The sequence below is a fragment of the Nocardioides pelophilus genome (assembly GCF_014180685.1).
In the GTDB taxonomy this organism is placed as follows: Bacteria; Actinomycetota; Actinomycetes; order Propionibacteriales; family Nocardioidaceae; genus Nocardioides; species Nocardioides pelophilus.
The window spans coordinates 1-20,049 of sequence record NZ_JACEHF010000036.1 but is presented as its reverse complement, the minus strand read 5'-3'; the positions used below and the strand labels follow the sequence as shown (position 1 = coordinate 20,049).

19 protein-coding genes are annotated in these 20,049 nt (G+C 71.5%); 11 read left to right on the top strand and 8 right to left on the bottom strand.

The features are described 5' to 3' along the window. The first annotated feature begins 80 nt into the window (after window positions 1-80). Both H0488_RS08995 and guaA read left to right on the top strand, forming a co-directional pair. A complete protein-coding gene (locus tag H0488_RS08995; RefSeq protein ID WP_183098937.1) occupies window positions 81-794 on the top strand; it encodes a flavodoxin family protein in 714 nt (237 codons plus the stop codon). Between the two features lie 107 nt (window positions 795-901). Beyond that, on the top strand, window positions 902-2,482 hold the full coding sequence (gene guaA, locus H0488_RS08990; protein WP_183098936.1) for a glutamine-hydrolyzing GMP synthase: 1,581 nt from the start codon (window positions 902-904) through the stop codon (window positions 2,480-2,482). 10 nt (window positions 2,483-2,492) lie between these two features. On the opposite strand, the gene H0488_RS08985 is transcribed toward guaA, so the two are convergent. Further along, on the bottom strand, window positions 2,493-3,269 hold the full coding sequence (locus H0488_RS08985; protein WP_220794357.1) for an SDR family NAD(P)-dependent oxidoreductase: 777 nt from the start codon (window positions 3,267-3,269) through the stop codon (window positions 2,493-2,495). Window positions 3,270-3,317: 48 nt separating this feature from the next. Then, the gene (locus H0488_RS08980; protein WP_183098935.1) at window positions 3,318-3,770 is read right to left on the bottom strand and encodes a MarR family winged helix-turn-helix transcriptional regulator; all 453 of its coding nucleotides are present in this window, start codon (window positions 3,768-3,770) and stop codon (window positions 3,318-3,320) included. A gap of 42 nt (window positions 3,771-3,812) precedes the next feature. On the opposite strand from H0488_RS08980, the gene H0488_RS08975 reads away from it, so the two are divergent. Beyond that, the gene (locus tag H0488_RS08975) at window positions 3,813-4,238 is read left to right on the top strand and encodes an organic hydroperoxide resistance protein (RefSeq protein ID WP_312856258.1); all 426 of its coding nucleotides are present in this window, start codon (window positions 3,813-3,815) and stop codon (window positions 4,236-4,238) included. On the opposite strand, the gene arcC is transcribed toward H0488_RS08975, so the two are convergent. Genes arcC through H0488_RS08960 form a run of 3 tightly spaced genes read right to left on the bottom strand, consistent with a single transcriptional unit; the run spans window position 4,235 to window position 7,421 of the window. Next, window positions 4,235-5,191, bottom strand: coding sequence for a carbamate kinase (gene arcC, locus H0488_RS08970; RefSeq protein ID WP_183098933.1), 957 nt, complete (start codon window positions 5,189-5,191; stop codon window positions 4,235-4,237). The two genes, H0488_RS08975 and arcC, sit on opposite strands and share 4 nt — an antisense overlap. A gap of 1 nt (window position 5,192) precedes the next feature. Next, window positions 5,193-6,194 (bottom strand): ornithine carbamoyltransferase, encoded by a 1,002-nt coding sequence (gene argF / locus H0488_RS08965; RefSeq protein WP_183098932.1) that lies wholly within the window; start codon window positions 6,192-6,194, stop codon window positions 5,193-5,195. A 3-nt stretch (window positions 6,195-6,197) separates the two neighbouring features. Then, entirely contained in the window at window positions 6,198-7,421 is a 1,224-nt protein-coding gene (locus tag H0488_RS08960; protein WP_183098931.1) for an arginine deiminase, read from the bottom strand. A gap of 157 nt (window positions 7,422-7,578) precedes the next feature. Between H0488_RS08960 and H0488_RS08955 the strand changes: the two genes are divergently transcribed. Further along, the gene (locus tag H0488_RS08955) at window positions 7,579-9,138 is read left to right on the top strand and encodes a YfcC family protein (protein WP_183098930.1); all 1,560 of its coding nucleotides are present in this window, start codon (window positions 7,579-7,581) and stop codon (window positions 9,136-9,138) included. Further along, window positions 9,138-11,720, top strand: coding sequence for a cation-translocating P-type ATPase (locus H0488_RS08950; RefSeq protein ID WP_183098929.1), 2,583 nt, complete (start codon window positions 9,138-9,140; stop codon window positions 11,718-11,720). Before H0488_RS08955 ends, H0488_RS08950 begins: the two co-directional genes overlap by 1 nt. On the opposite strand, the gene H0488_RS08945 is transcribed toward H0488_RS08950, so the two are convergent. Both H0488_RS08945 and H0488_RS08940 read right to left on the bottom strand, forming a co-directional pair. Beyond that, entirely contained in the window at window positions 11,699-13,207 is a 1,509-nt protein-coding gene (locus tag H0488_RS08945) for an SDR family NAD(P)-dependent oxidoreductase (RefSeq protein ID WP_312856257.1), read from the bottom strand. The two genes, H0488_RS08950 and H0488_RS08945, sit on opposite strands and share 22 nt — an antisense overlap. 46 nt (window positions 13,208-13,253) lie before the next feature. Further along, window positions 13,254-14,621 (bottom strand): FAD-dependent oxidoreductase, encoded by a 1,368-nt coding sequence (locus H0488_RS08940; RefSeq protein WP_183098928.1) that lies wholly within the window; start codon window positions 14,619-14,621, stop codon window positions 13,254-13,256. 86 nt (window positions 14,622-14,707) lie between these two features. Here H0488_RS08940 and H0488_RS08935 point away from each other — a divergent pair, with 86 nt between their 5' ends. The 4 genes from H0488_RS08935 to H0488_RS08920 are packed head-to-tail and all read left to right on the top strand — an operon-like array spanning window position 14,708 to window position 18,470. Then, a complete protein-coding gene (locus H0488_RS08935; protein WP_183098927.1) occupies window positions 14,708-15,634 on the top strand; it encodes a LysR family transcriptional regulator in 927 nt (308 codons plus the stop codon). Then, entirely contained in the window at window positions 15,631-16,443 is an 813-nt protein-coding gene (locus H0488_RS08930) for an SDR family oxidoreductase (protein WP_183098926.1), read from the top strand. The genes H0488_RS08935 and H0488_RS08930 overlap by 4 nt, the downstream gene beginning before the upstream one ends. Before the next feature lie 24 nt (window positions 16,444-16,467). After that, window positions 16,468-17,352: a DUF1295 domain-containing protein gene (locus H0488_RS08925; RefSeq protein WP_312856256.1), complete on the top strand. Its 885-nt coding sequence runs from the start codon at window positions 16,468-16,470 to the stop codon at window positions 17,350-17,352. Next, complete coding sequence (locus H0488_RS08920; protein WP_312856255.1) at window positions 17,349-18,470, top strand: FAD-dependent oxidoreductase; 1,122 nt, start codon at window positions 17,349-17,351, stop codon at window positions 18,468-18,470. The genes H0488_RS08925 and H0488_RS08920 overlap by 4 nt, the downstream gene beginning before the upstream one ends. A 12-nt stretch (window positions 18,471-18,482) precedes the next feature. On the opposite strand, the gene H0488_RS08915 is transcribed toward H0488_RS08920, so the two are convergent. After that, entirely contained in the window at window positions 18,483-18,629 is a 147-nt protein-coding gene (locus tag H0488_RS08915) for a GPGG-motif small membrane protein (RefSeq protein ID WP_183098925.1), read from the bottom strand. Between the two features lie 118 nt (window positions 18,630-18,747). Here H0488_RS08915 and H0488_RS08910 point away from each other — a divergent pair, with 118 nt between their 5' ends. Then, complete coding sequence (locus tag H0488_RS08910; protein ID WP_183098924.1) at window positions 18,748-19,356, top strand: DUF4126 domain-containing protein; 609 nt, start codon at window positions 18,748-18,750, stop codon at window positions 19,354-19,356. A 51-nt stretch (window positions 19,357-19,407) separates the two neighbouring features. Further along, the coding region (locus H0488_RS08905; protein WP_312856254.1) for an FGGY family carbohydrate kinase at window positions 19,408-20,049 on the top strand (642 nt) is incomplete at its 3' end.

Genomic DNA, 20,049 nt, shown 5'->3' with positions numbered 1-20,049 from the left:
ACCACCCTCCCTCCCCGGTCGGGCCCTGGTGCATTTTTCGGCCCCTCCCCACCGGGCGTCCGCGGGTCTACGCTGCCCGGATGACCGACTGGGACTTCAGCGACCTCAAGGCGATCTACATCAACTGCACGTTGAAGAAGAGCCCGGAGATCAGCCACACGCAGGGGCTGATCGACGCGAGCTCGGCGATCATGATGAAGCACGGGGTCACCGTCGAGGAGGTGCGCGCGGTCGACCACCCGATCGCGACCGGCGTCTACCCGGACATGCGCGAGCACGGGTGGGAGGTCGACGCGTGGCCGGACATCTACCCGCAGATCCTCGACAGCGACATCCTGGTGATCGCCGGCCCGATCTGGCTCGGCGACAACTCCTCGATCACCAAGCAGGTCATCGAGCGCCTCTACTCGCTGAGCAGCGAGCTCAACGACAAGGGGCAGTACCTCTTCTACGGCCGGGTCGCCGGCTGCCTGATCACGGGCAACGAGGACGGCATCAAGCACTGCGCGCAGAACGTCCTCTACTCCCTGCAGCACATCGGCTACACGATCCCGCCCAACGCGGACGCCGGCTGGATCGGCGAGGCCGGCCCGGGTCCGTCGTACCTCGACCCGGGCAGCGGCGGCCCGGAGAACGACTTCACCAACCGCAACACCACCTTCATGACCTGGAACCTGATGCACTTGGCCAAGATGCTCAAGGACGCCGGCGGCGTCCCGGGCTACGGCAACCAGCGCTCCGAGTGGAACGCCGGCACCCGCTTCGACTGGGAGAACCCCGAGTACCGCTCCTGAGGTCCCGCGTACCTGAACTTCCGGCCCCGAATCCCGCGATTTCGGGACCGAAAGTTCAGGTACGACGCGATGCGGGACCGACCCCCGCTCCTCGATAGGATCCGGCCATGACGGCGCCCGCAAATACCGAGCACGACCTGGTCCTGGTGGTCGACTTCGGGGCCCAGTACGCCCAGCTGATCGCCCGGCGGGTGCGGGAGGCGCGGGTCTACTCCGAGATCGTTCCGCACACGATGCCGGTGGCCGAGATGCAGGCGATGGGGCCGAAGGCGATCATCCTGTCCGGCGGCCCGTCGTCGGTCTACGAGGAGGGCGCGCCGAGCCTGGACCCGGCCATCTTCGAGACCGGTACGGCGGTCTTCGGCATGTGCTACGGGTTCCAGCTGATGGCACAGGGGCTCGGTGGCACCGTCGCCGAGACCGGCGCGCGTGAGTACGGCCGCACCCGGGTCCACGTCGGCCATGCCGGCACCCTGCTCGGCGGCGTGCCGACCGAGCACAACGTCTGGATGTCCCACGGCGACTCGGTGACCGCGGCGCCCGACGGCTTCGAGGTGCTCGCCTCGACTGCCGGCACCCCGGTCGCGGCGTTCGAGAACGTCGACCGCGGCTTCGCCGGCGTCCAGTGGCACCCGGAGGTGCTGCACACCGAGCACGGGCAGAAGGTGCTCGAGCACTTCCTGTGGGACATCGCCGGCTGCCGCCAGACCTGGACCATCGGCAACATCGCCGACGAGCAGATCGAGCGGATCCGCGAGCAGATCGGCCCCGACGGTCGGGCGATCTGCGGGCTGTCCGGCGGTGTCGACTCGGCGGTGGCCGCGGCGATCGTGCAGAAGGCGATCGGCGACCGGCTGACCTGCGTGTACGTCGACCACGGGCTGATGCGGAAGGGCGAGACCGAGCAGATCGAGCGCGACTTCGTGGCCGTCACCGGCACCAGGCTGGTCGTCGTCGACGCGGAGAAGCAGTTCCTCGAGGCCCTTGCTGGCGTCACCGACCCGGAGACGAAGCGCAAGATCATCGGCCGTGAGTTCATCCGCACCTTCGAGGCCGCCGAGATCGACGTGATCAAGAGCGCCCCCGAGGGAGCCACCGTCAAGTTCCTCGTCCAGGGCACGCTCTACCCCGACGTGGTGGAGTCCGGCGGGGGAGCGGGAACCTCGAACATCAAGTCCCACCACAACGTCGGCGGCCTGCCCGAGGACCTCGAGTTCGAGCTCGTCGAGCCGCTGCGCACCCTGTTCAAGGACGAGGTCCGGCTGGTCGGCGAGCAGCTCGGCCTGCCGCCCGAGCTGGTGTGGCGCCACCCGTTCCCCGGCCCCGGCCTCGGCATCCGGATCATCGGCGAGGTCACCCGCGAGCGGCTCGACATCCTGCGTGAGGCCGACGCGATCGCCCGGGCCGAGCTGACCGTGGCCGGCCTCGACCGCGACATCTGGCAGTTCCCCGTCGTACTCCTCGCCGACGTGCGCTCGGTCGGCGTCCAGGGCGACGGCCGCACCTACGGCCACCCCGTCGTGCTCCGCCCGGTCACCTCCGAGGACGCGATGACCGCCGACTGGGCGCGCGTCCCGTACGACGTGCTCGAGCGGATCTCGACCCGGATCACCAACGAGGTCCGCGAGATCAACCGGGTGACGGTCGACATCACCAGCAAGCCCCCGGGCACCATCGAGTGGGAGTAGGAATCCCGCTCTAGCCCGCGGTCATCCCGGCGTCGACCACGTGGATGCTGCCGTGGATCGCGGCGGCGTCGTCGGAGGCGAGGAACGCGACGGTCTGCGCGACGTCGCTCGCGGCCATCAGGCCGCGGGGAGCGGCGACCCGCATGATCAGCTCGAAGTCGGCATCGTCGGGGAACTCGATGGTCGAGGCCTGGGGAGTGTCCATCCCGCCGGGGCACACGCAGTTGATGCGCACGGGGGAGCGGGTGTACTCGACGGCGAGGGCCTTGGTGAGCCCGACGACGCCGTGCTTCGCGGCGGTGTAGGCCGCGGAGTAGGCCTCGCCGATGACGCCGGCCACGGAGGCGACGTTGACGATGTTGCCGCTGGACTCGAGCAGGTGGGGGAGGGCCGCCTGGCTGAGGAAGAAGACGCTGCTCAGGTTGACCGCGAGGTCGTGGTTCCAGCCCTCGTGGGTCACCGTCGGGGTGGCGCGGAAGTCGTGCCGGCCGGCGTTGTTGACCAGGACGTCCAGCCGGCCGAATCGCTCGACGCACGCGGCGACCGCGCCTTCGCAGGCTGCCGGGTCGGCGACGTCTGCGAGGTGCGTGGCAACGACACCGGCGACACCGGCGACACCGGCGACACCGGCGGCGCCGTCGGCCACGGCGGCCAGGCGTGCGGAGTCGCGCGCCACGGCGTACACGTGCGCTCCTTCGGCGGCGAACAGCTGGGCGCAGGCCGCGCCGAGGCCAGAGGACGCGCCGGTGACGAGGACGACCTTGCCGGCGAAGCGATCACGAGTCACGATCGAACGATAACGTGTTCTAGTTCTCGCCTCGGCCCACGGCCAGGCTCAGGACGTCGAGCTGGCGTCCAGTCCGGCGAGGAGCTCGTCGAGGAGCCGGCGCAGCTCCCGGGCGTCCTTCATCCCGAGGCCGGTGCCGCGCCACGCGCGCTCCGGCACGTCGGCGACCTGGTCGCGCAGCCGCTCCCCGGCCGGCGTCACCTCCACCAGCACCCGCCGCTCGTCGGCGTCGTCGCGGTGGCGCTCGACGTGGCCGGCGCTCTCGAGCCGCTTGAGGACGGGGGTCAGGGTGCCGGAGTCGAGGTGGAGCCGGGCGCCGATCTCGCCCACGGTCAGCGGGGCGCCGGCGTCCCACAGCGCGAGCATGGTGACGTACTGCGGATAGGTCAGCCCGACCTCGGAGAGCAGCTCGGCATAGCGGCGGGTGATCCCGCGCGCCGCCGCGTAGAGCGGCAGGCAGAGCTGGGTGCTGAGGGCGAGCTGCGGGTACGACGCGGCCATGGGGGCAACGGTACCTTGCACAAATAGATTGTACACAATATAGTGACGCACATGGATATTCTCTACACCGCAAGCGCAGCCGCCACCGGCGAGGGACGCAACGGGCACGTGCAGTCGACCGACGGCTTCATCGACACCGACGTCCGCGTCCCGCGCGAGCTCGGTGGCGCCGGCGGCGCGACCAACCCGGAGCAGCTGTTCGCGGCGGGCTACGCGGCGTGCTTCCACTCCGCGCTCCAGCTGGTCGCCGGCAAGGCGAAGCTGGACGTCACCGACTCCGAGGTCGTGGCGGACGTCTCGATCGGGATGAACGGCGTGGGCGGGTTCGGCCTCGCGGTCCAGCTCGAGATCGCGCTCCCCGCGCTCGAGCGCGCCGAGGCCGAGAAGCTGGTCGAGCAGGCCCACGAGGTCTGCCCCTACTCCAACGCCACCCGCGGCAACGTCGACGTGACGCTGGTCGTCGCCTAGCCGCGCAGTCGCGGCATCCGGGGTACGACGGCGCCGTCGTACTCGCCGTTGGGGGTGACGATCGTGCCGGCCTCGCCGCGCAGGATGGCGGCGGCGTCCTCCAGGGTGCCGATGGCGGCCATGCCGCCGGTGAGCTCCACGAACCGGCAGACCGCGTCCACCTTGGGGCCCATCGACCCGGCGGGGAAGTCGAGCGCGCGGAGCAGGCTGGGGGTGGCGCGGCGCACGGGCTCCTGGTCGGGCGTGCCGAAGTCCCGCATCACGCTGGGCACGTCGGTGAGCACCAGGAGCACGTCGGCGTCGAGCGCCTCCGCCAGGACGGCGCTGGTGAGGTCCTTGTCGACCACCGCCTCCACGCCGCGCAGGTGACCGGTGTCGTCGCGGATGACGGGCACGCCGCCACCGCCGGCGCACACGACGAGCGCTCCGCTCTCGAGCAGCAGCCTGATCAGCCGGGTCTCGACGACGCGCTGGGGCCGTGGCGAGCCGACGACGCGACGCCAGCCCGTGCCGTCGGGTCGGACCACCCAGTCGCGCTCGGCCGCGAGCCGCTCCGCCTCCTCGCGGGTGTACATCTCGCCGACGAACTTGCTGGGCTCCAGGAACGCCGGGTCGCCGGCCTCGACCAGCGTCTGGTTGATGATCGCGGCGACCTGGCGGTTGGGCAGGTGGTTCTGCATCGCCTGCAGCAGCCAGTAGCCGATCATCCCCTGGGTCTGGGCACCCAGCACGTCAAAGGGGTACGGCGTGGTGAGGTTGGGGTCCGACGCACTCTGCAGGGCGAGCACGCCGACCTGCGGCCCGTTGCCGTGGGTGACGACGAGCTCGTGGTCGCGCGCCACGGGCGTCAGCGCCTCGACCGCCAGGCGCACGTTCTCCGCCTGTACGTCGGCATCGGGCTTCTGGCCGCGCTTGAGCAGTGCGTTGCCGCCCAGCGCGGCGACGATGCGCACCTCAGCCCCCCAGGGTGGCGACGAGCACGGCCTTGATCGTGTGCATCCGGTTCTCGGCCTGGTCGAAGACGATCGAGCGGTCCGACTCGAAGACGTCGTCGGTGACCTCGAGCGCGTCGAGCCCCGTGCGTTGGTAGAGCTCCTCGCCGACCCTCGTGTGCCGGTCGTGGAACGCCGGCAGGCAGTGCATGAACTTCACCTGCGCGTTGCCGGTCGCCTTCACGACGTCGGCGTTGACCTGGAAGGGCTTGAGCAGCGCGATCCGCTCGTCCCAGACCTCCTTGGGCTCACCCATCGAGACCCACACGTCGGTGTAGAGGAAGTCGACGCCGGCGACGCCCTCGGCGACGTTGTCGGTGTGCAGGATGCGAGCGCCGGTCTGCTCGGCGATCCCCTGTGCCTGCCCGATCACCTCGGGGCTGTTCCACAGCTCCTTGGGGGCGACGATCCGCACGTCCATGCCCATCATCGCGCCGGTGACGAGCAGCGAGTTGCCCACGTTGTTGCGGGCGTCGCCGAGGTAGGCGAAGGAGATGTCCTCGTCGTGCTTGCCGCTGTGCTCCCGCATGGTGAGCATGTCGCACAGCGTCTGGGTCGGGTGCCACTCGTCGGTCAGCCCGTTCCAGACCGGCACGCCGGCGTACTCCGCGAGGGTCTCGACGTTCGTCTGCGCCGACCCGCGGTACTCGATCCCGTCGTACATCCGGCCGAGCACCCGCGCGGTGTCGGCCATCGACTCCTTGTGGCCGATCTGGGACCCGCTCGGGTCGAGGTAGGTGACCCGGGCGCCCTGGTCGAACGCGGCCACCTCGAAGGCGCACCGGGTGCGGGTCGACGTCTTCTCGAAGATCAGGGCGATGTTCTTGCCCGTCAGCCGGGGCCGCTCGGACCCGGCGTACTTCGACACCTTGAGCTCGGCCGCCATGTCGAGGAGGAACTTCCACTCCTTGGGGGTGAAGTCGACCTCCTTCACGAAGCTGCGGTTGCGGAGGTTGAACGCCATGACTCAGATCCCTTCTCGCTCGATGGGGCAGGTCATGCAGCGCGGCCCGCCCCGGCCGCGGCCGAGCTCGTTGCCCTGGATGGTGACGACCTCGATGCCGTGCTTGCGAAGATAGGTGTTGGTGGTGACGTTGCGCTCGTAGGCGACCACGACACCGGGCTCGACGGCGAGCACGTTGCAGCCGTCGTCCCACTGCTCGCGCTCGGCGGCGTGCACGTCCTGGGTCGCCGTCAGCACCTTGATCGAGTCGATGCCGAGGGCGGCGGCGATCGCGTCGTGCATCGCCTCCGGCGGGTGCGGCGTCACCTTGAGCTCCTTCGAGGTGTCGCCCGGCTCGATCGTGTACGACGGCAGCATCCCGAGTCCGACGTACTTGGTGAAGGTGTGGTCGTCGACCATCGTCATCACCGTGTCGAGGTGCATGAAGGCGCGCTTCTGAGGCATCGCCAGCGCCACGATCCGGGTCGCGCTGCCGGCGTCGAACAGGCGGCGCGCGAGACGCTCGACGCCCTGGGGGGTGGTGCGTTCGCTCATGCCGACCAGGACCGCCCCGCGGCCGAGCACCAGGATGTCTCCGCCCTCCGTGGTCGCAGCGCCGCTCGACGTGCCGTCGGCCCAGACGTTGAAGTCGGCCGTCGCGAACGCCGGGTGCCAGCGGTAGATCGCCTCGTAGTGGACCGTCTCGCGGATCCGTGCCCGCTTGCGCATCGCGTTGATCGAGACGCCGTCGAACACCCACGCGGAGGTGTCCCGGGTGAAGAGGTGGTTGGGCAGCGGCGGCAGCAGGAAGTCGTCGGGCGCCATCGCCTGGACGACCACGGAGGCAGGCTCGTCGACGCCGTCGAGCAGCTCGCGCTTGGTCATGCCGCCGATGAGGTACGTCGTCAGGTCCGGGGCGTCCATCGCGGTGAACACGCTGTGCAGCGTGTCGACCGCCATCGGTCCGTAGACGCGCTCGTCGAAGGTCGCGTCGATGACATGCTTGCGCGCCTCGGGGATGGTGAGCGTCTCGGTGAGCAGCTGGTCCAGCAGGTGCACCTTCACGCCCCGGTCGCGCAGGGCGTCGGCGAACGCGTCGTGCTCCTGCTTCGCGTGCTTCACCCACAAGACGTCGTCGAACAGGTACTCGTCGTGGTTGGTGGGTGTCAGCCTCTTCAGCTCCAGGTCGGGGCGGTGCAGGATCGCCTGCCGCAGCCGGCCGACCTCGGAGTCCACGTGCAACAACATGTGCTCCCTCTCTTCTCGGTGCTCTGATCCTCCGTCGGCGACGCGACCGGTGAGAGGGCCGAAGGTCCCCCTCGGACGGGCCGATCGCCACCTCTGGCGGACCTGCGCGACGTGATTCGGTAGGGGCGGGGGCGACCGCATCACGAGAGGGAGAACGATGGCGAGCACGAGACGGACCCGATTGCCGAAGCCGGCCGGAGTCCACGACACCAACAGCAGCGCCGACACCGCCGAGGCGCCGAAGAAGTTCCGCTTCCCGAGCGCGTTCACCGTGTTGTTCGGGGTGACGGTGGCCGTGTGGCTGCTGGCCTTCGTCGTCCCGACGGGTAGCTACCAGGTCGACGGCGAGACGGGCCGTCCGATCCCGGGCAGCTACGAGGGCACCGACAGCACCCTGACGTTCGGCGACCGCCTGATGGAGCTCTTCATGGCGCCGGTCAACGGCCTGTACGGCGTCATGAACGCCGACGGCTACATCGGTCCCTACGAGGTCGGTGAGCTGTACGGCGCAGCGGGCGTCTTCCTCTTCGTGCTGGCCATCGGCGTCTTCATCACGATGGCCATGAAGACCGGTGCGATCGACAACGGCGTCGCCCGGGTCGCCCAACGGATGAGCACCCGCGGCACGATCCTGATCGCCGTGCTCATGGTGCTGTTCTCCGTCGGCGGCACGACCGAGGGGATGGCCGAGGAGACGCTGGGCTTCTACGCGTTGGTGATCCCGTTGATGCTCGCGCTCGGCTACGACCGGATGGTCGCCGCGGCGACGATCCTCGTGGGCGCCGGCGTCGGCGTCCTCGCCTCGACCGTCAACCCGTTCGCCACCGGCGTCGCCTCCGGCGCGGCCGACATCTCGATCGGCGACGGCATCGGCTTCCGACTGATCATGTACGTCGTCCTGGTCCCGATCGGCGTCTGGTGGGTGCTGCGTTACGCCCGCCGGGTGAAGGCGGACCCGTCCAGGTCCCTCGTCGCCGACGTCGAGGGCGACGACCTGCTGCGCGCGCAGGGCCTGCGCGACGTACCGCGGCTGACCGTCCGTGAGAAGAGCGTGCTCACCATCGTCGGGCTGACCTTCGCGTTCATGATCTACGCGATCGTCCCGTGGGCGCAGGTCGTCGACGGTCCCGACGCCGCCAGCTACGGCTGGCAGCTCGACTGGTACTTCCCCGAGCTCGCCGCGCTGTTCATCCTGATGGCGATCGTGGTCGGCCTGGTCGGCGGCCTGGGGGAGAAGGGGCTCACCGACGCGGTGGTCAAGGGAGCCGGCGACTTCATCGGCGTCGGGCTGATCATCGTGCTGGCGCGGGGCGTCACCGTGATCATGAACAACTCCGAGATCACGGGCACGGTCCTGCACTCGATGGAGAACGTGGTCGGCGACACCAACTCGGGCGTCTTCGGCGTGCTGGTCTTCCTGATCAACATCCCGCTGGCGTTCCTCGTGCCGTCCACGTCGGGCCACGGCGCCCTGGCGATGCCGATCCTGGCGCCCCTCGCCGACTTCGCCGGCGTGCAGCGGGCGATGGTGGTCACCGCGTTCCAGTCGGCCTCCGGGATCGTCAACCTGATCACGCCGACCTCGGCGGTGGTCATGGGAGGCCTGGCCCTCGCCAAGGTCCGCTACGACCAGTACCTGAGGTTCGTCCTGCCGCTGGTCGGGATCCTGCTGGTCCTCTGCGCGATCTTCATCGGGGTGGGGGCGGCCACTCAGTAATGAGGACCGATCAGGCACTCGGGAGGAACGGCCTGACCGCCGAGGAGGCGGCGCGCCGGTTGGAGGAGAGCGGACCCAACCGCGCTCCGCGGCCTCGGCCGCGGCGGTTGAGCTCGCGGATCATGACCCAGCTCCGAGACCCGATGATCCTGCTGCTGATGGGCGCGCTCGTGGTGGTCGTCGGGCTCGGCGACGTCACCGACGCCTTCATCATCGCCGCCGTGATCGTCCTGAACACCACGATCGGCGTCGTGCAGGAGATCCGGGCGGCCAACGCCATCGCGGCCCTCGACCGGCTCTCGGCACCGCACGCCATCGTGGTGCGCGACGGGCGGATGCAGCGGATCGCGAGCGAGGAGGTCGTCCCGGGCGACCTGGTGCGACTCGAGGCCGGCGACGTCGTACCGGCCGACGGCACGCTGGTCGAGGCGTTCGCCCTGCAGCTCGACGAGGCCGCGATGACCGGGGAGTCGGTGCCGGTCGCCCGCGGTCAGGCCGACGAGGTGCTCTCGGGCACCGTGGTCACGACCGGACGCGGGTTCGCGGAGGTCCAGCGGACGGGCGCCGACAGCGGTCTCGGCCGGATCGCCACCGCGGTGATGAGCGGGGTCACCCGGCCCACTCCGCTCCAGCGTCGGCTGTCGGGGCTGTCACGGCAGCTGGTGGCGTTGACCCTGGCGCTCGCCGGCCTGGTCTTCGTGCTCGGGATGATCCGCGGCGAGGACGCCGCCGAGATGCTGGTGCTGGCCGTCAGCCTGGCTGTCGCGGCCATCCCCGAGTCGCTGCCGGCGGTCGTCTCCGTGGCACTGGCGCTGGGTGCCTTCCGGATGGCCCGCCGGTCCGCCCTGGTGCGGTGGCTGCCGGCCGTCGAGACGCTGGGGTCGGTGACGGTGCTCGCCTCCGACAAGACCGGCACGCTGACCGAGGGGCGGATGGTCGTCCAGGAACTGTGGACGCCGCGTGGTTCCTGGCGGGTGACCGGCCACGGCTACGGGGTCGCCGGCGAGCTGGTCGCCCTGGGCGACCCGGGCGACGACCCGGGCGACGACCCGGGCGTCCCCGAGCTCCTGCGCGACCTCGTGCTGTGCAATGACGCCCGGCTGACCTCACGGGAGGACGAGACCTGGGAGATCGTCGGCGACCCGCTGGAGGCCGCGCTGCTGGTCGCCGCGGCGAAGTACGACGACGGCCTGCTCGACCTCGCCCAGGTCTGGGAGCGGGTCCTCGAGGTCCCGTTCGACGCCGACCTGCAGCGGATGACGACCCTGCACGACCGGACGGGCAGCTGGCTCACCGTCTGCAAGGGCGCACCCGAGGCGGTCCTGGGCATGCTCGAGGACAGCGGGGAGACCGGTGCCGGTGAGCTCGGCCGCGCCCGCGAGGCGGCTCACGAGCTCGCGACCCGCGGGTTCCGCGTGCTGGCGATCGCCGACTCGCTGCGGCCTGCGAGGCCCGACGACGACCGGCTCGACGAGGGCCTGCAGCTGCGCGGCCTGGTCGCGACCGCGGACCCCGCGCGCGCGGACGCCGGTGGGGTGGTCGCTGCCTGCCGCGCCGCCGGCATCCGCACCGTGCTGATCACCGGCGACCACCCCGCGACCGCCCGCGCCATCGCCACCGACGTGGGCATCCTGGCCGAGGGAACCGTCGTCGCCGACGGCGCGATGGTCGCCCGCGGCGAGCACGTGGCCCGGGTCGAGGAGATCAGCGTCTACGCGCGGACCCGGCCCGAGCAGAAGGTCGACATCGTCACGGCCTGGCAGGATCGCGGCGACGTCGTCGCCATGACCGGCGACGGCGTCAACGACGCCCCGGCTCTCCGGCGTGCCGACATCGGCATCGCGATGGGCGACCGCGGCACCGAGGTGGCCCGCCAGGCCGCCGACCTGGTGCTCGCCGACGACAACCTCCGGACGGTGGTCGGCGCCGTCGGCGAGGGCCGCCGCATCTACGCCAACATCCGGATGTTCCTGCGCTACGGCCTCGCCGGTGGCTTCGCCGAGGTGGTGGTCATCCTGCTCGGCCCCTTCCTGGGCATGCCGGTTCCGCTGGCCCCGGGACAGATCCTGTGGATCAACATGCTGACCCACGGCGTACCCGGCGTCGCCTTCGGCGGTGAGCCGATGGACCCCGCCGCGATGAAGCGGCCGTCCCCGCCCCCGGAGCAGTCCGTGCTGGGCAACGGGCTGCTCGGCCAGATCCTGACGGCCGGCCTGCTGATCTGCGCCGTGTCCCTCGCCGCAGGGTTCCTGGCGCCCGGCGACGCGCACCTGCAGACCTGGGTCTTCCTCACCCTCGGGCTGGCCCAGCTCGGCGTGGCGCTCGCCATCCGCGCGCCTCGCCGCGGCGTCGGGTGGCGGGGCCGCGGCCTGGAGGCGGCCGTGGCGGTCTCCGCCGCGCTGCAGGTGCTCGCCGTGGCCTGGGGTCCGCTCCGCGACCTCCTCGGCACCCGCACGATCTCGGGGTCCGACGCCCTGGTCATCCTCGGCCTCGCCGTGCTCCCCGGTGCCGTCCTCGCCGCGGCCCGGCTGCTGCGCCGGTCGGGCGCGAGGACCCGCACTCACCAGGGCGCGGGCTTGTAGTCCTTCACGAAGCAGCCGTAGAGGTCCTCGCCGGCCTCGCCCCGCACGATCGGGTCGTAGACCCGAGCGGCGCCGTCGACCAGGTCGAGCGGTGCGTGCCAGCCCTCGGCGGCGATCCGCAGCTTCTCCTGGTGCGGGCGCTCGTCGGTGATCCAGCCGGTGTCGACCGCGGTCATCAGGATCTTGTCGGTCTCGAACATCTCGGTGGCCGACGTGCGGGTGAGCATGTTGAGCGCGGCCTTGGCCATGTTGGTGTGGGGGTGGCCGGCGCCCTTGTAGCGACGCCCGCCGAACTGCCCCTCCATCGCGCTCACGTTGACGACGTAGGCCCGCGACGCACCTGCCGCGACGGCGGCCCGCATGGCGGGCCGGAGCCGCGAGATCAGCAGGAACGGCGCGATCGAGTTGCAGAACTGGACCTCGAGCAGCTCCAGCGGGTCGACCTCGTCGACGACCTGCGTCCAGGAGTTGTTGGTCTGCAGGTCCGGCAGCAGCCCGCCGGCGTCGACCGCCGTGCCGGCGAGGTGGGCGTCGAGCGACGCGTTGCCGGCCTTGAGCGCGAGCGCGGTGAGCGACGCCGCGTTGTGGGCGGCGATCGCGTGCTCGGTCGACTCGCCCTCGTGGTGCGCGACCGCGTGGGCGCGGAGCGCCCCGGCGATCGCGGCCGGGTGCGCCTCGGAGATCCGGTCGAAGGTGACCATCTCGGGCAGCAGGGGTACGTCGGGCAGCGGGGCCGACTCCATCTCGACCAGCTGGGAGTAGGCGCCGGGCGAGCGTCGTACGGTCTGGCAGGCGTTGTTGATGAGGATGTCCAGCGGGCCGTCGGCCGCGACGTCGTCGGTGAGCGCGACCACCTGGTTGGGGTCGCGCAGGTCGATGCCGACGATCTTCAGGCGGTGCAGCCAGTCGGCGGAGTCGTCCATCGCGGCGAACCGCCGGACCGCGTCCTTCGGGAAGCGGGTGGTGATCGTGGTGTGCGCGCCGTCGCGCAGCAGCCGGAGGGCGATGTACATCCCGATCTTGGCGCGGCCGCCGGTGAGCAGTGCGCGCTTGCCGGTGAGGTCGGTGCGCTGGTTCCGCTTGGTGTGGGAGAACGCCGCGCAGTCGGGGCACAGGCCGTGGTAGAACGCGTCGACCAACGTGTAGTCGGCCTTGCAGATGTAGCAGGCGCGCGCCGTGATCAGCTCGCCGGCGAAGGCGCCGGCGGCGTTGGAGACGAGCGGGAGGCCCGCGGTCTCGTCGTCGATCCGCAGCGCGGAGCCGGTCGCGGTCCTCTCGATCACCGACTGGTCGTGGGCGGCCCGCTCGGCGCGGATCGCCGCCCGCCGGGTCTTCTTGATGAGCTTCCACATGTGCCCGGTGGCGTGCTTGACCGTGCGTACGTCGGGATGCGCGGGATCGAGGTGGTGGAGCTCGCCCAGCACCTTCAAGGTGGTGGCGAGCTCGTCCGGGTCGATCCGGCTCAGGTAGGGCGTCCCGTCTGGCACCGCACGACTTTAGTCGCTCGGTGCCCCCCAGGTCAGATCGAGCAGGTCAGATCGAGCGGCCCGCCCGCAGCATCTCCGCCCGGTCGGCCACCTTGACCCGTTCGCGGCCCTCGGCTGCCCCGAGCGCGATCTCGTGCTGGTCGAGCCGCTCCCAGTGGTCGAACGTCGCGACGTCGACGTGCCGCTCGGCGAGGTAGGCGTCGACGTCGGCCGGCTCCCGCAGGACGGCGGTCGGGCCGGTGGCCGCCACGTCGGCGAGCAGGTGGCCGATGGTCTCGGCGGCGTCGCTCTTGGTGTGGCCGATCAGCCCGACCGGCCCGCGCTTGATCCAGCCGGTGACGTAGGTGCCGGGGATCGGGTCGCCGTCGAGGTCGAGCACCCGGCCGCCGTCGTTCGGGACCACGGCGGCGCGGTCGTCGAACGGGAGGCCGGGCAGCGGCGTGCTGCGGTAGCCGACGGCGCGGTAGACCGCCTGGACGTCCCAGAAGGTGTGCTGCCCGGTGCCCTCGACGCTCCCGTCGCCCAACGGCCGGGTGCGTTCGGTGCGCAGCGTGGTCACCCCGGCGTCGTCGCCGAGGATCTCGACCGGCGCCTCGGCGAAGTGCAGGTGGATGCGGTGCGGCTTGCCGGCCGGCTCGCGACCGACCCAGTTGGCGAGGGTGTCGAGCACCATCTTCTGCGCCTTGTGCTTGCCGATGTGCTCCATGCCGTGGTCGTCGACGTCGAAGCCCTCCGGGTGGACGATCACCTCGACGTTGGGGGAGTGGTTGAGCTCGCGCAGCTCCATGGGCGAGAACTTCGCGTACGCCGGACCGCGGCGCGCGAAGACGTGCACGTCGGTGGTGGTCTTGGCCTTGAGGCCCTCGTAGACGTGCGGGGGGATGTCGGTGGTCAGCATCTCGTCGGCGGTCTTCGCGAGGACGCGGGCCACGTCGATCGCCACGTTGCCGACCCCGAGGACGGCGACCGAGGGGGCGTCGAGCGGCCAGGTCCGGTCGACGTCGGGGTGGGCGTCGTACCAGGAGACGAAGTCGGCGGCGCCGTACGACCGCTCCTCGCCGGGGATGCCGAGGTCCCGGTCCGCCATCGCGCCGGTGGCGATGACCACCGCGTCGTAGAAGTCGCGGAGGTCCTCGAGCTTCACGTCGACGCCGTACTCGACGTTGCCGAGGAACCGCACCTCCGGCTTGGCGAGCACCCGCTGCAGCGCCTTGACGATCTCCTTGATCCGCGGGTGGTCCGGCGCGACGCCGTAGCGGACCAGGCCGAACGGGGCGGGGAGTCGCTCGATGATGTCGACCGAGACGGTGCGGTCCGGTCCGAGCTCGGCCTTGGTGAGGATGTCGGCGGCGTAGATGCCGGCGGGGCCGCCGCCCACGATCGCGACGCGCAGCTGGGAGGGGGTGGAAGTCATGTCCTTCAGTCTGGACACGGATCTGCGGCCACAGAACGAGGTTGTGGTTGTGGGGTCACAAGGTTGTTTTGGGTAACGTAGTCCCCGTGCTGGGATCCCACGTGCCTGAGCTGCGCGCTCTCGAGCTGCTGGTGGTCGTCTCCCGCACCGGCAGCCTGAGCGCTGCGGCCGCCGAGCTCGGGATCACCCAGCAGGCCGCGTCGTCGCGGGTGCGGACGATGGAGTCGCTGGTCGGCTCGCCGCTGCTCGACCGCTCCCGCCGCGGATCCGCGCTGACCCCGACCGGCGAGCTGGTCGTGCAGTGGTCGGCCGGCGTGCTGGAGGCGGCGGAGCAGCTCGATGCCGGGATCGCGGCCCTGCGGACCGACCGCCGCGGCCGGCTGAGCATCGCCGCCAGCCTGACCATCGCCGAGCACCTCCTCCCCGCCTGGCTGGTCGCGCTGCGCGCCCACCAGGCCCAGCTCGGACGGGTGCCGACCGAGGTGACGATGACCGCGACCAACAGCGAGCGGGTCGCGGCGATGGTGCCCGCCGGCGAGGTCGACCTCGGCTTCGTCGAGGGGCCCGACGCCCCCCAGGACCTGCAGCACCGGCTGGTCGGCACCGACACCCTGGTCGTGGTCGTCGGGCCGACCCACCCGTGGGCGCTGCGCTCCGGGCGCCGGGTCACCGCGGCCAAGCTCGCGGCCACACCGTTGGTCGTGCGCGAGCCGGGGTCAGGCACCCGCACCGTGCTGGACCGCGCGCTCGAGGGACTGCCTGCCGCCCCGCCCGCCCTCGAGCTGTCGAGCACGGCGGCGGTGCGGTCCGCCGTCGCTGCCGGAGCAGGCCCCGCGGCGCTGGGCGCGCACGCGATCCGCGACGACCTCGCGACCGGCCGGCTGGTGCGCATCAACGTCGCCGGGCTCGACCTCACCCGCCGCCTCCATGCGGTGTGGCGCGGCGGCGCCCACCCGCCGGAGGGTCCGGCGCGCGACCTGGTCGCGTGGGCTGCGGGAGGTGGACGCCGATGAGAGCTCCAGCGAAGCGGGTCTTCGTCTTCGGCGGCTCCGAGGGCATCGGGCTCGCGATCGCCCGCCGCTTCGCGGACGCCGGGGCCGACGTCGTCGTACTCTCGCGGTCCGAGGCCAAGCTCGCCTCCGCCCTCGAGGCGATCGAGGGTGACCGCCGGGCCGGCGGCCAGCAGCTGCTCGCGAGACCGGCGGACGTCACCGACGAGCCCGCCCTCACCGCCGTCGTCGGTGACCTGGTCGCCGAGGTCGGGCCGCCCGACCTCGTCGTCACCACCGCCGGCTACGCCCGCCCGGGCTACCTGAAGGACCTGCCGGCCGCCGACGTCGCCGGGATGCTGACGACCAACCTGCTCGGCACGATCCACGTCGCGCGCGCGGTCGTGCCGCACCTCGAGGCGGCCGGGGGCGGCACCCTCGTCACCACCTCGTCGATGGCGGGCCTGGCCGGCGTCTTCGGCTACACGGTCTACAGCGCCAGCAAGTTCGGCGTGATCGGCTTCTCCGAGGCGCTGCGCCGTGAGCTCGCCCCGGCGGCGATCCGGGTCCGCGTCCTGTGTCCCCCGAACACGTTGACGCCCGGCTTCGAGGAGGAGAACCGCCACAAGCCGCCGGAGGTGCTGGCGGCCGAGGAGAGCGTCGGCACCCTCACCCCCGAGGAGGTCGCCGACGAGCTGGTGCGCGCGCTGCGCCGCCGCCGCGGCTTCCTCGTCGTGCCCGGCAGGGACAGCAAGCTGGCCGCGCTGGCGATCCGCTATGCGCCGTTCGTGGTCGATCGCGCCCTGCGCAGGCCGGATCCGCGGGGAAACTAGAACACGTTCCTCTATTGTCGTGGAGTGAGCAAGACAGAGTCGTTGACCCGGGTAACGCTCGCCTACCTGCTCGCCTTCGGTACGGCGACCGCGTGGCTGGTCTGGGGCCCCGACACCGACCGGCTGTGGCTCGATGCGCTCATCGCCGACGTGCTGGCGACGGTCGTGGTGTTCGGGGCGAGTCGCTGGCACCACAACTCCAGCTTCTACGACGCCTACTGGAGCGTCCTGCCGCCGTACCTCGCGGTGTACTGGGTCGTCGCGAGCAGCGCGGCCGGCGACGACGTGCGCACCCTCCTGGTGCTCGGCGTGGTGTTCCTGTGGGCGGTCCGGCTCACGGCCAACTGGGTGATCACCTTCCCCGGCCTGCACCACGAGGACTGGCGCTACCCGATGCTGCGCGAGCGCGCCGGCCGACTGGAGCTGCCGGTCGACTTCTTCGCGATCCACCTCATCCCGACGTTCCAGGTGTTCCTGGGCGTGCTGCCGATCTATGCCGCGGTGGCGCGCCCGGGCCGTGACGTCGGCTGGCTCGACGGTGTCGCCCTCGTCATCGGGGTCGGCGCGGTCACCCTCGAGCTGGTGGCCGACGGCCAGATGCGCCGGTTCATCCGGGACCGCAGCCCGGGTGAGGCGATGGACCGCGGGCTCTGGGGCTGGTCGCGGCACCCCAACTACTTCGGTGAGATCAGCTTCTGGTTCGCCCTCGGGCTGTTCGGCATCGCCGCCGCGCCGGGCGACTGGTGGTGGCTGATGGCCGGCACGGTGGCGATGACCGCGATGTTCCTGGGCGCCAGCATCCCGATGATGGAGGCCCGCAGCCTGGAGCGCCGTCCGTCGTACCAGGACGTCATCGACCGGGTCCCGATGCTCCTGCCACGCCCGCCGCGTCGCCGGGCGGCCCCGTGACCCGTCCCGGCCGGCCCCGGGTGCTCGTCGCGGGCCTCGGCGACAGCGGGCTGCTCACGGCGATCCACCTGGCTCGCCACATCGACGTGGTCGGCGTCTCGGCGAAGCCCGGCCTGGTCAGCGGGCAGGAGCTCGGGATGCGGCTGGCGCGGCCGGACGAGTGGACCCGCGAGTACTGGACCTCCTTCGACCGCTACCGGCGGCTCGACCGCGTCCGGACCGTGCACGGCACCCTGACCGGCCTCGACCTGGATGCCGGCCGGGTCCTGGTCACGCTGGCCGACGGCACCCCGCAGGTCGAGGGGTACGACGTACTGGTGATCTCGACCGGGGTGACCAACGGGTTCTGGCGCCGGCCCCAGCTGCAGACGGCCGACGAGGTCGCCGACGACCTCCACGCGGCGCACGCGCGGCTGGCGCAGGCCGACTCGGTCGTCGTCGTCGGTGGTGGCGCCGCTGCGACGAGCAGCGCGATGAACCTGGCCACCCGCTGGCCGGACAAGCGGGTCTCCCTGTGCTTCCCCGGCGAGCGCGCGCTGCCGCAGCACCACCCGCGCGTCTGGGCGCACGTCCGCCGCCGGCTCACTGACGCCGGCGTGACCCTGCGCCCCGGCCATCGCGCCGCGCTACCGGACGGCTTCGCAGGTGACCGGATCACCGAGGGTCCCGTGTCGTGGACCACCGGGCAGGAGCCGACGCCGGCCGACGCCGTCCTCTGGGCGGTGGGCAGGGTCCGGCCCAACACCGACTGGCTGCCGGACGAGCTGCTCGACGAGCACGGCTTCGTCCGGGTGCTCCCCACGCTGCAGACGCCCGGGCACCCGGAGGTGTTCGCGATCGGCGACGTCGCCGCCACCGACCCGTTGCGCTCCTCGGCGCGCAACCGCGCGGACCACCTGCTGGCGCGCAACGTCCGTGCACACCTGGCGGGCAAGGAGCTCGGGACCTTCCGGCCCCCGCGCTCGCGCTGGGGCTCGGTGCTGGGTCCGCAACCAGACGGGCTGCAGGTCTTCGCACCCACCGGTCACCCGTTCCGGTTCCCGGCGTGGTCGGTGCGAAGGGTCCTGCAGCCGTTGATCGTCAGGCGCGGGATCTACCGCGGCGTGCGGGCTCGGTGAGCCCCCCGCCGGTCAGGTGAAGATGCTGACGCCCCCGGGACCGACCAGCAGCCCGACGATGATGAGCACGATGCCCCACATCATCTCGCCGCGGAACAGGCTGACGATGCCGGAGATCACCAGGATCACCGCCAGGATCCACAGAACTAAGGCAAACATCTTGCGTCCTCCCTCTTCGGCGACAGGTCGTCGACCCGTCGGTGAGGAGGAGGTACCCCCCGGTCGCCGGTGTAGTCGGGCGGGAGACGGGGAGCCCCGGCCGGGCTAGCCTTCCGACGTGGAGTCCCTCGCCCTCACCTTCTCCAGCGGGTGGGCCAGCGGCGTCAACGCCTATCTGGTCGTCCTCGTGCTGGGCATCGCCGACCGGATCGGCGGGTTCGACCAGGTCCCCGACGAGCTGGGGCGGTGGGAGGTGCTCGGCGTCGCCGCACTGATGTACGCCTTCGAGTTCGTCGCCGACAAGGTCCCGTACGTCGACTCGGCGTGGGACGTGATCTCCACGGTGATCCGCCCGCTGGTCGGCGGGTTCATCGGGGTCCTGCTCGCCGGCGACTCGCAGCAGCTGAACGATGCGGTCGGAGGCATCGTCGGCGCGAGCAGCGCGCTCGGCTCCCACTCGGTCAAGGCCGGCACCCGGCTCGCGATCAACAGCTCGCCCGAGCCGTTCAGCAACGTGACGGTGAGCGCGACCGAGGATGTCGTCGTCCTCGCACTGGTCTGGTTCGCGATCGAGCATCCCTACATCGCGGCCGGCATCGCGGGCACGTTCCTGCTGATCGGGCTGGTGGTCCTGTGGTTCGCGATCAAGCTGATCCGGCGCGGGTGGCGCCGGTTCAAGGGCTGGTGGGACCGCCGTCGGGCGCGAAGACAGCCGTCCGCGGTGTGAAGATGCTGCACTCCCATTGACTTAGTTCAAGTCTCGTACTAAATATGAGGGGTGCCACTCGTCCTCGGCGTGGACTCCTCCACGCAGTCAACGAAAGCCGTCCTCGTCGATGCCGACGACGGGACGGTGGTGGCGCAGCGCTCGGCGCCGCACCCGCCCGGTACCGAGGTGGACCCCGACGCCTGGCTGCGGGCCGTCGACGCGGCCACCGACGGCCTGGTCGAGCGCGCCGCCGCGGTCTCGGTCTCGGGGCAGCAGCACGGCATGGTCGCGCTCGACGACACCGGTCGGCCGGTGCGGGACGCGCTGCTGTGGAACGACACCCGCTCGGCGCGGGCAGCGCGGGACCTCGTCGCCGAGCTCGGGGGCGGCCAGGCCTGCGCGGACGCGCTCGGGAGCGTGCTGGTCGCGTCCTTCACCAGCACCAAGCTGCGGTGGCTGCGCGACCACGAGCCGGCGCACGCGTCCCGGGTGGCCCGGGTGCTGCTCCCGCACGACTACGTCTCCGCGCACCTCGCGGCGCCGGGCACGCCGGTCTTCACCGATCGCGGCGATGCCTCCGGCACCGGCTACTTCGACTCCCGGACCGGGACCTGGCGCCACGACCTGCTGCGGGCGGCTCTCGGCCACGACGCGGAGCTGCCCGTCGTCGCCGCGCCGGGAGCGGTCGCCGGGCTCACCCGCGCCGGCGCG

What these genes read in the sequence shown, in the direction of transcription:
- H0488_RS08995 (WP_183098937.1), top strand. Translation starts at nt 81, where the DNA reads ATGACCGACTGGGACTTCAGCGACCTCAAGGCGATCTACATCAACTGC.
- guaA (WP_183098936.1), top strand. Translation starts at nt 902, where the DNA reads ATGACGGCGCCCGCAAATACCGAGCACGACCTGGTCCTGGTGGTCGAC.
- H0488_RS08980 (WP_183098935.1), bottom strand. Translation starts at nt 3,770, where the DNA reads ATGGCCGCGTCGTACCCGCAGCTCGCCCTCAGCACCCAGCTCTGCCTG.
- argF (WP_183098932.1), bottom strand. Translation starts at nt 6,194, where the DNA reads ATGGCGTTCAACCTCCGCAACCGCAGCTTCGTGAAGGAGGTCGACTTC.
- H0488_RS08960 (WP_183098931.1), bottom strand. Translation starts at nt 7,421, where the DNA reads ATGTTGTTGCACGTGGACTCCGAGGTCGGCCGGCTGCGGCAGGCGATC.
- H0488_RS08955 (WP_183098930.1), top strand. Translation starts at nt 7,579, where the DNA reads ATGGCGAGCACGAGACGGACCCGATTGCCGAAGCCGGCCGGAGTCCAC.
- H0488_RS08950 (WP_183098929.1), top strand. Translation starts at nt 9,138, where the DNA reads ATGAGGACCGATCAGGCACTCGGGAGGAACGGCCTGACCGCCGAGGAG.
- H0488_RS08940 (WP_183098928.1), bottom strand. Translation starts at nt 14,621, where the DNA reads ATGACTTCCACCCCCTCCCAGCTGCGCGTCGCGATCGTGGGCGGCGGC.
- H0488_RS08930 (WP_183098926.1), top strand. Translation starts at nt 15,631, where the DNA reads ATGAGAGCTCCAGCGAAGCGGGTCTTCGTCTTCGGCGGCTCCGAGGGC.
- H0488_RS08915 (WP_183098925.1), bottom strand. Translation starts at nt 18,629, where the DNA reads ATGTTTGCCTTAGTTCTGTGGATCCTGGCGGTGATCCTGGTGATCTCC.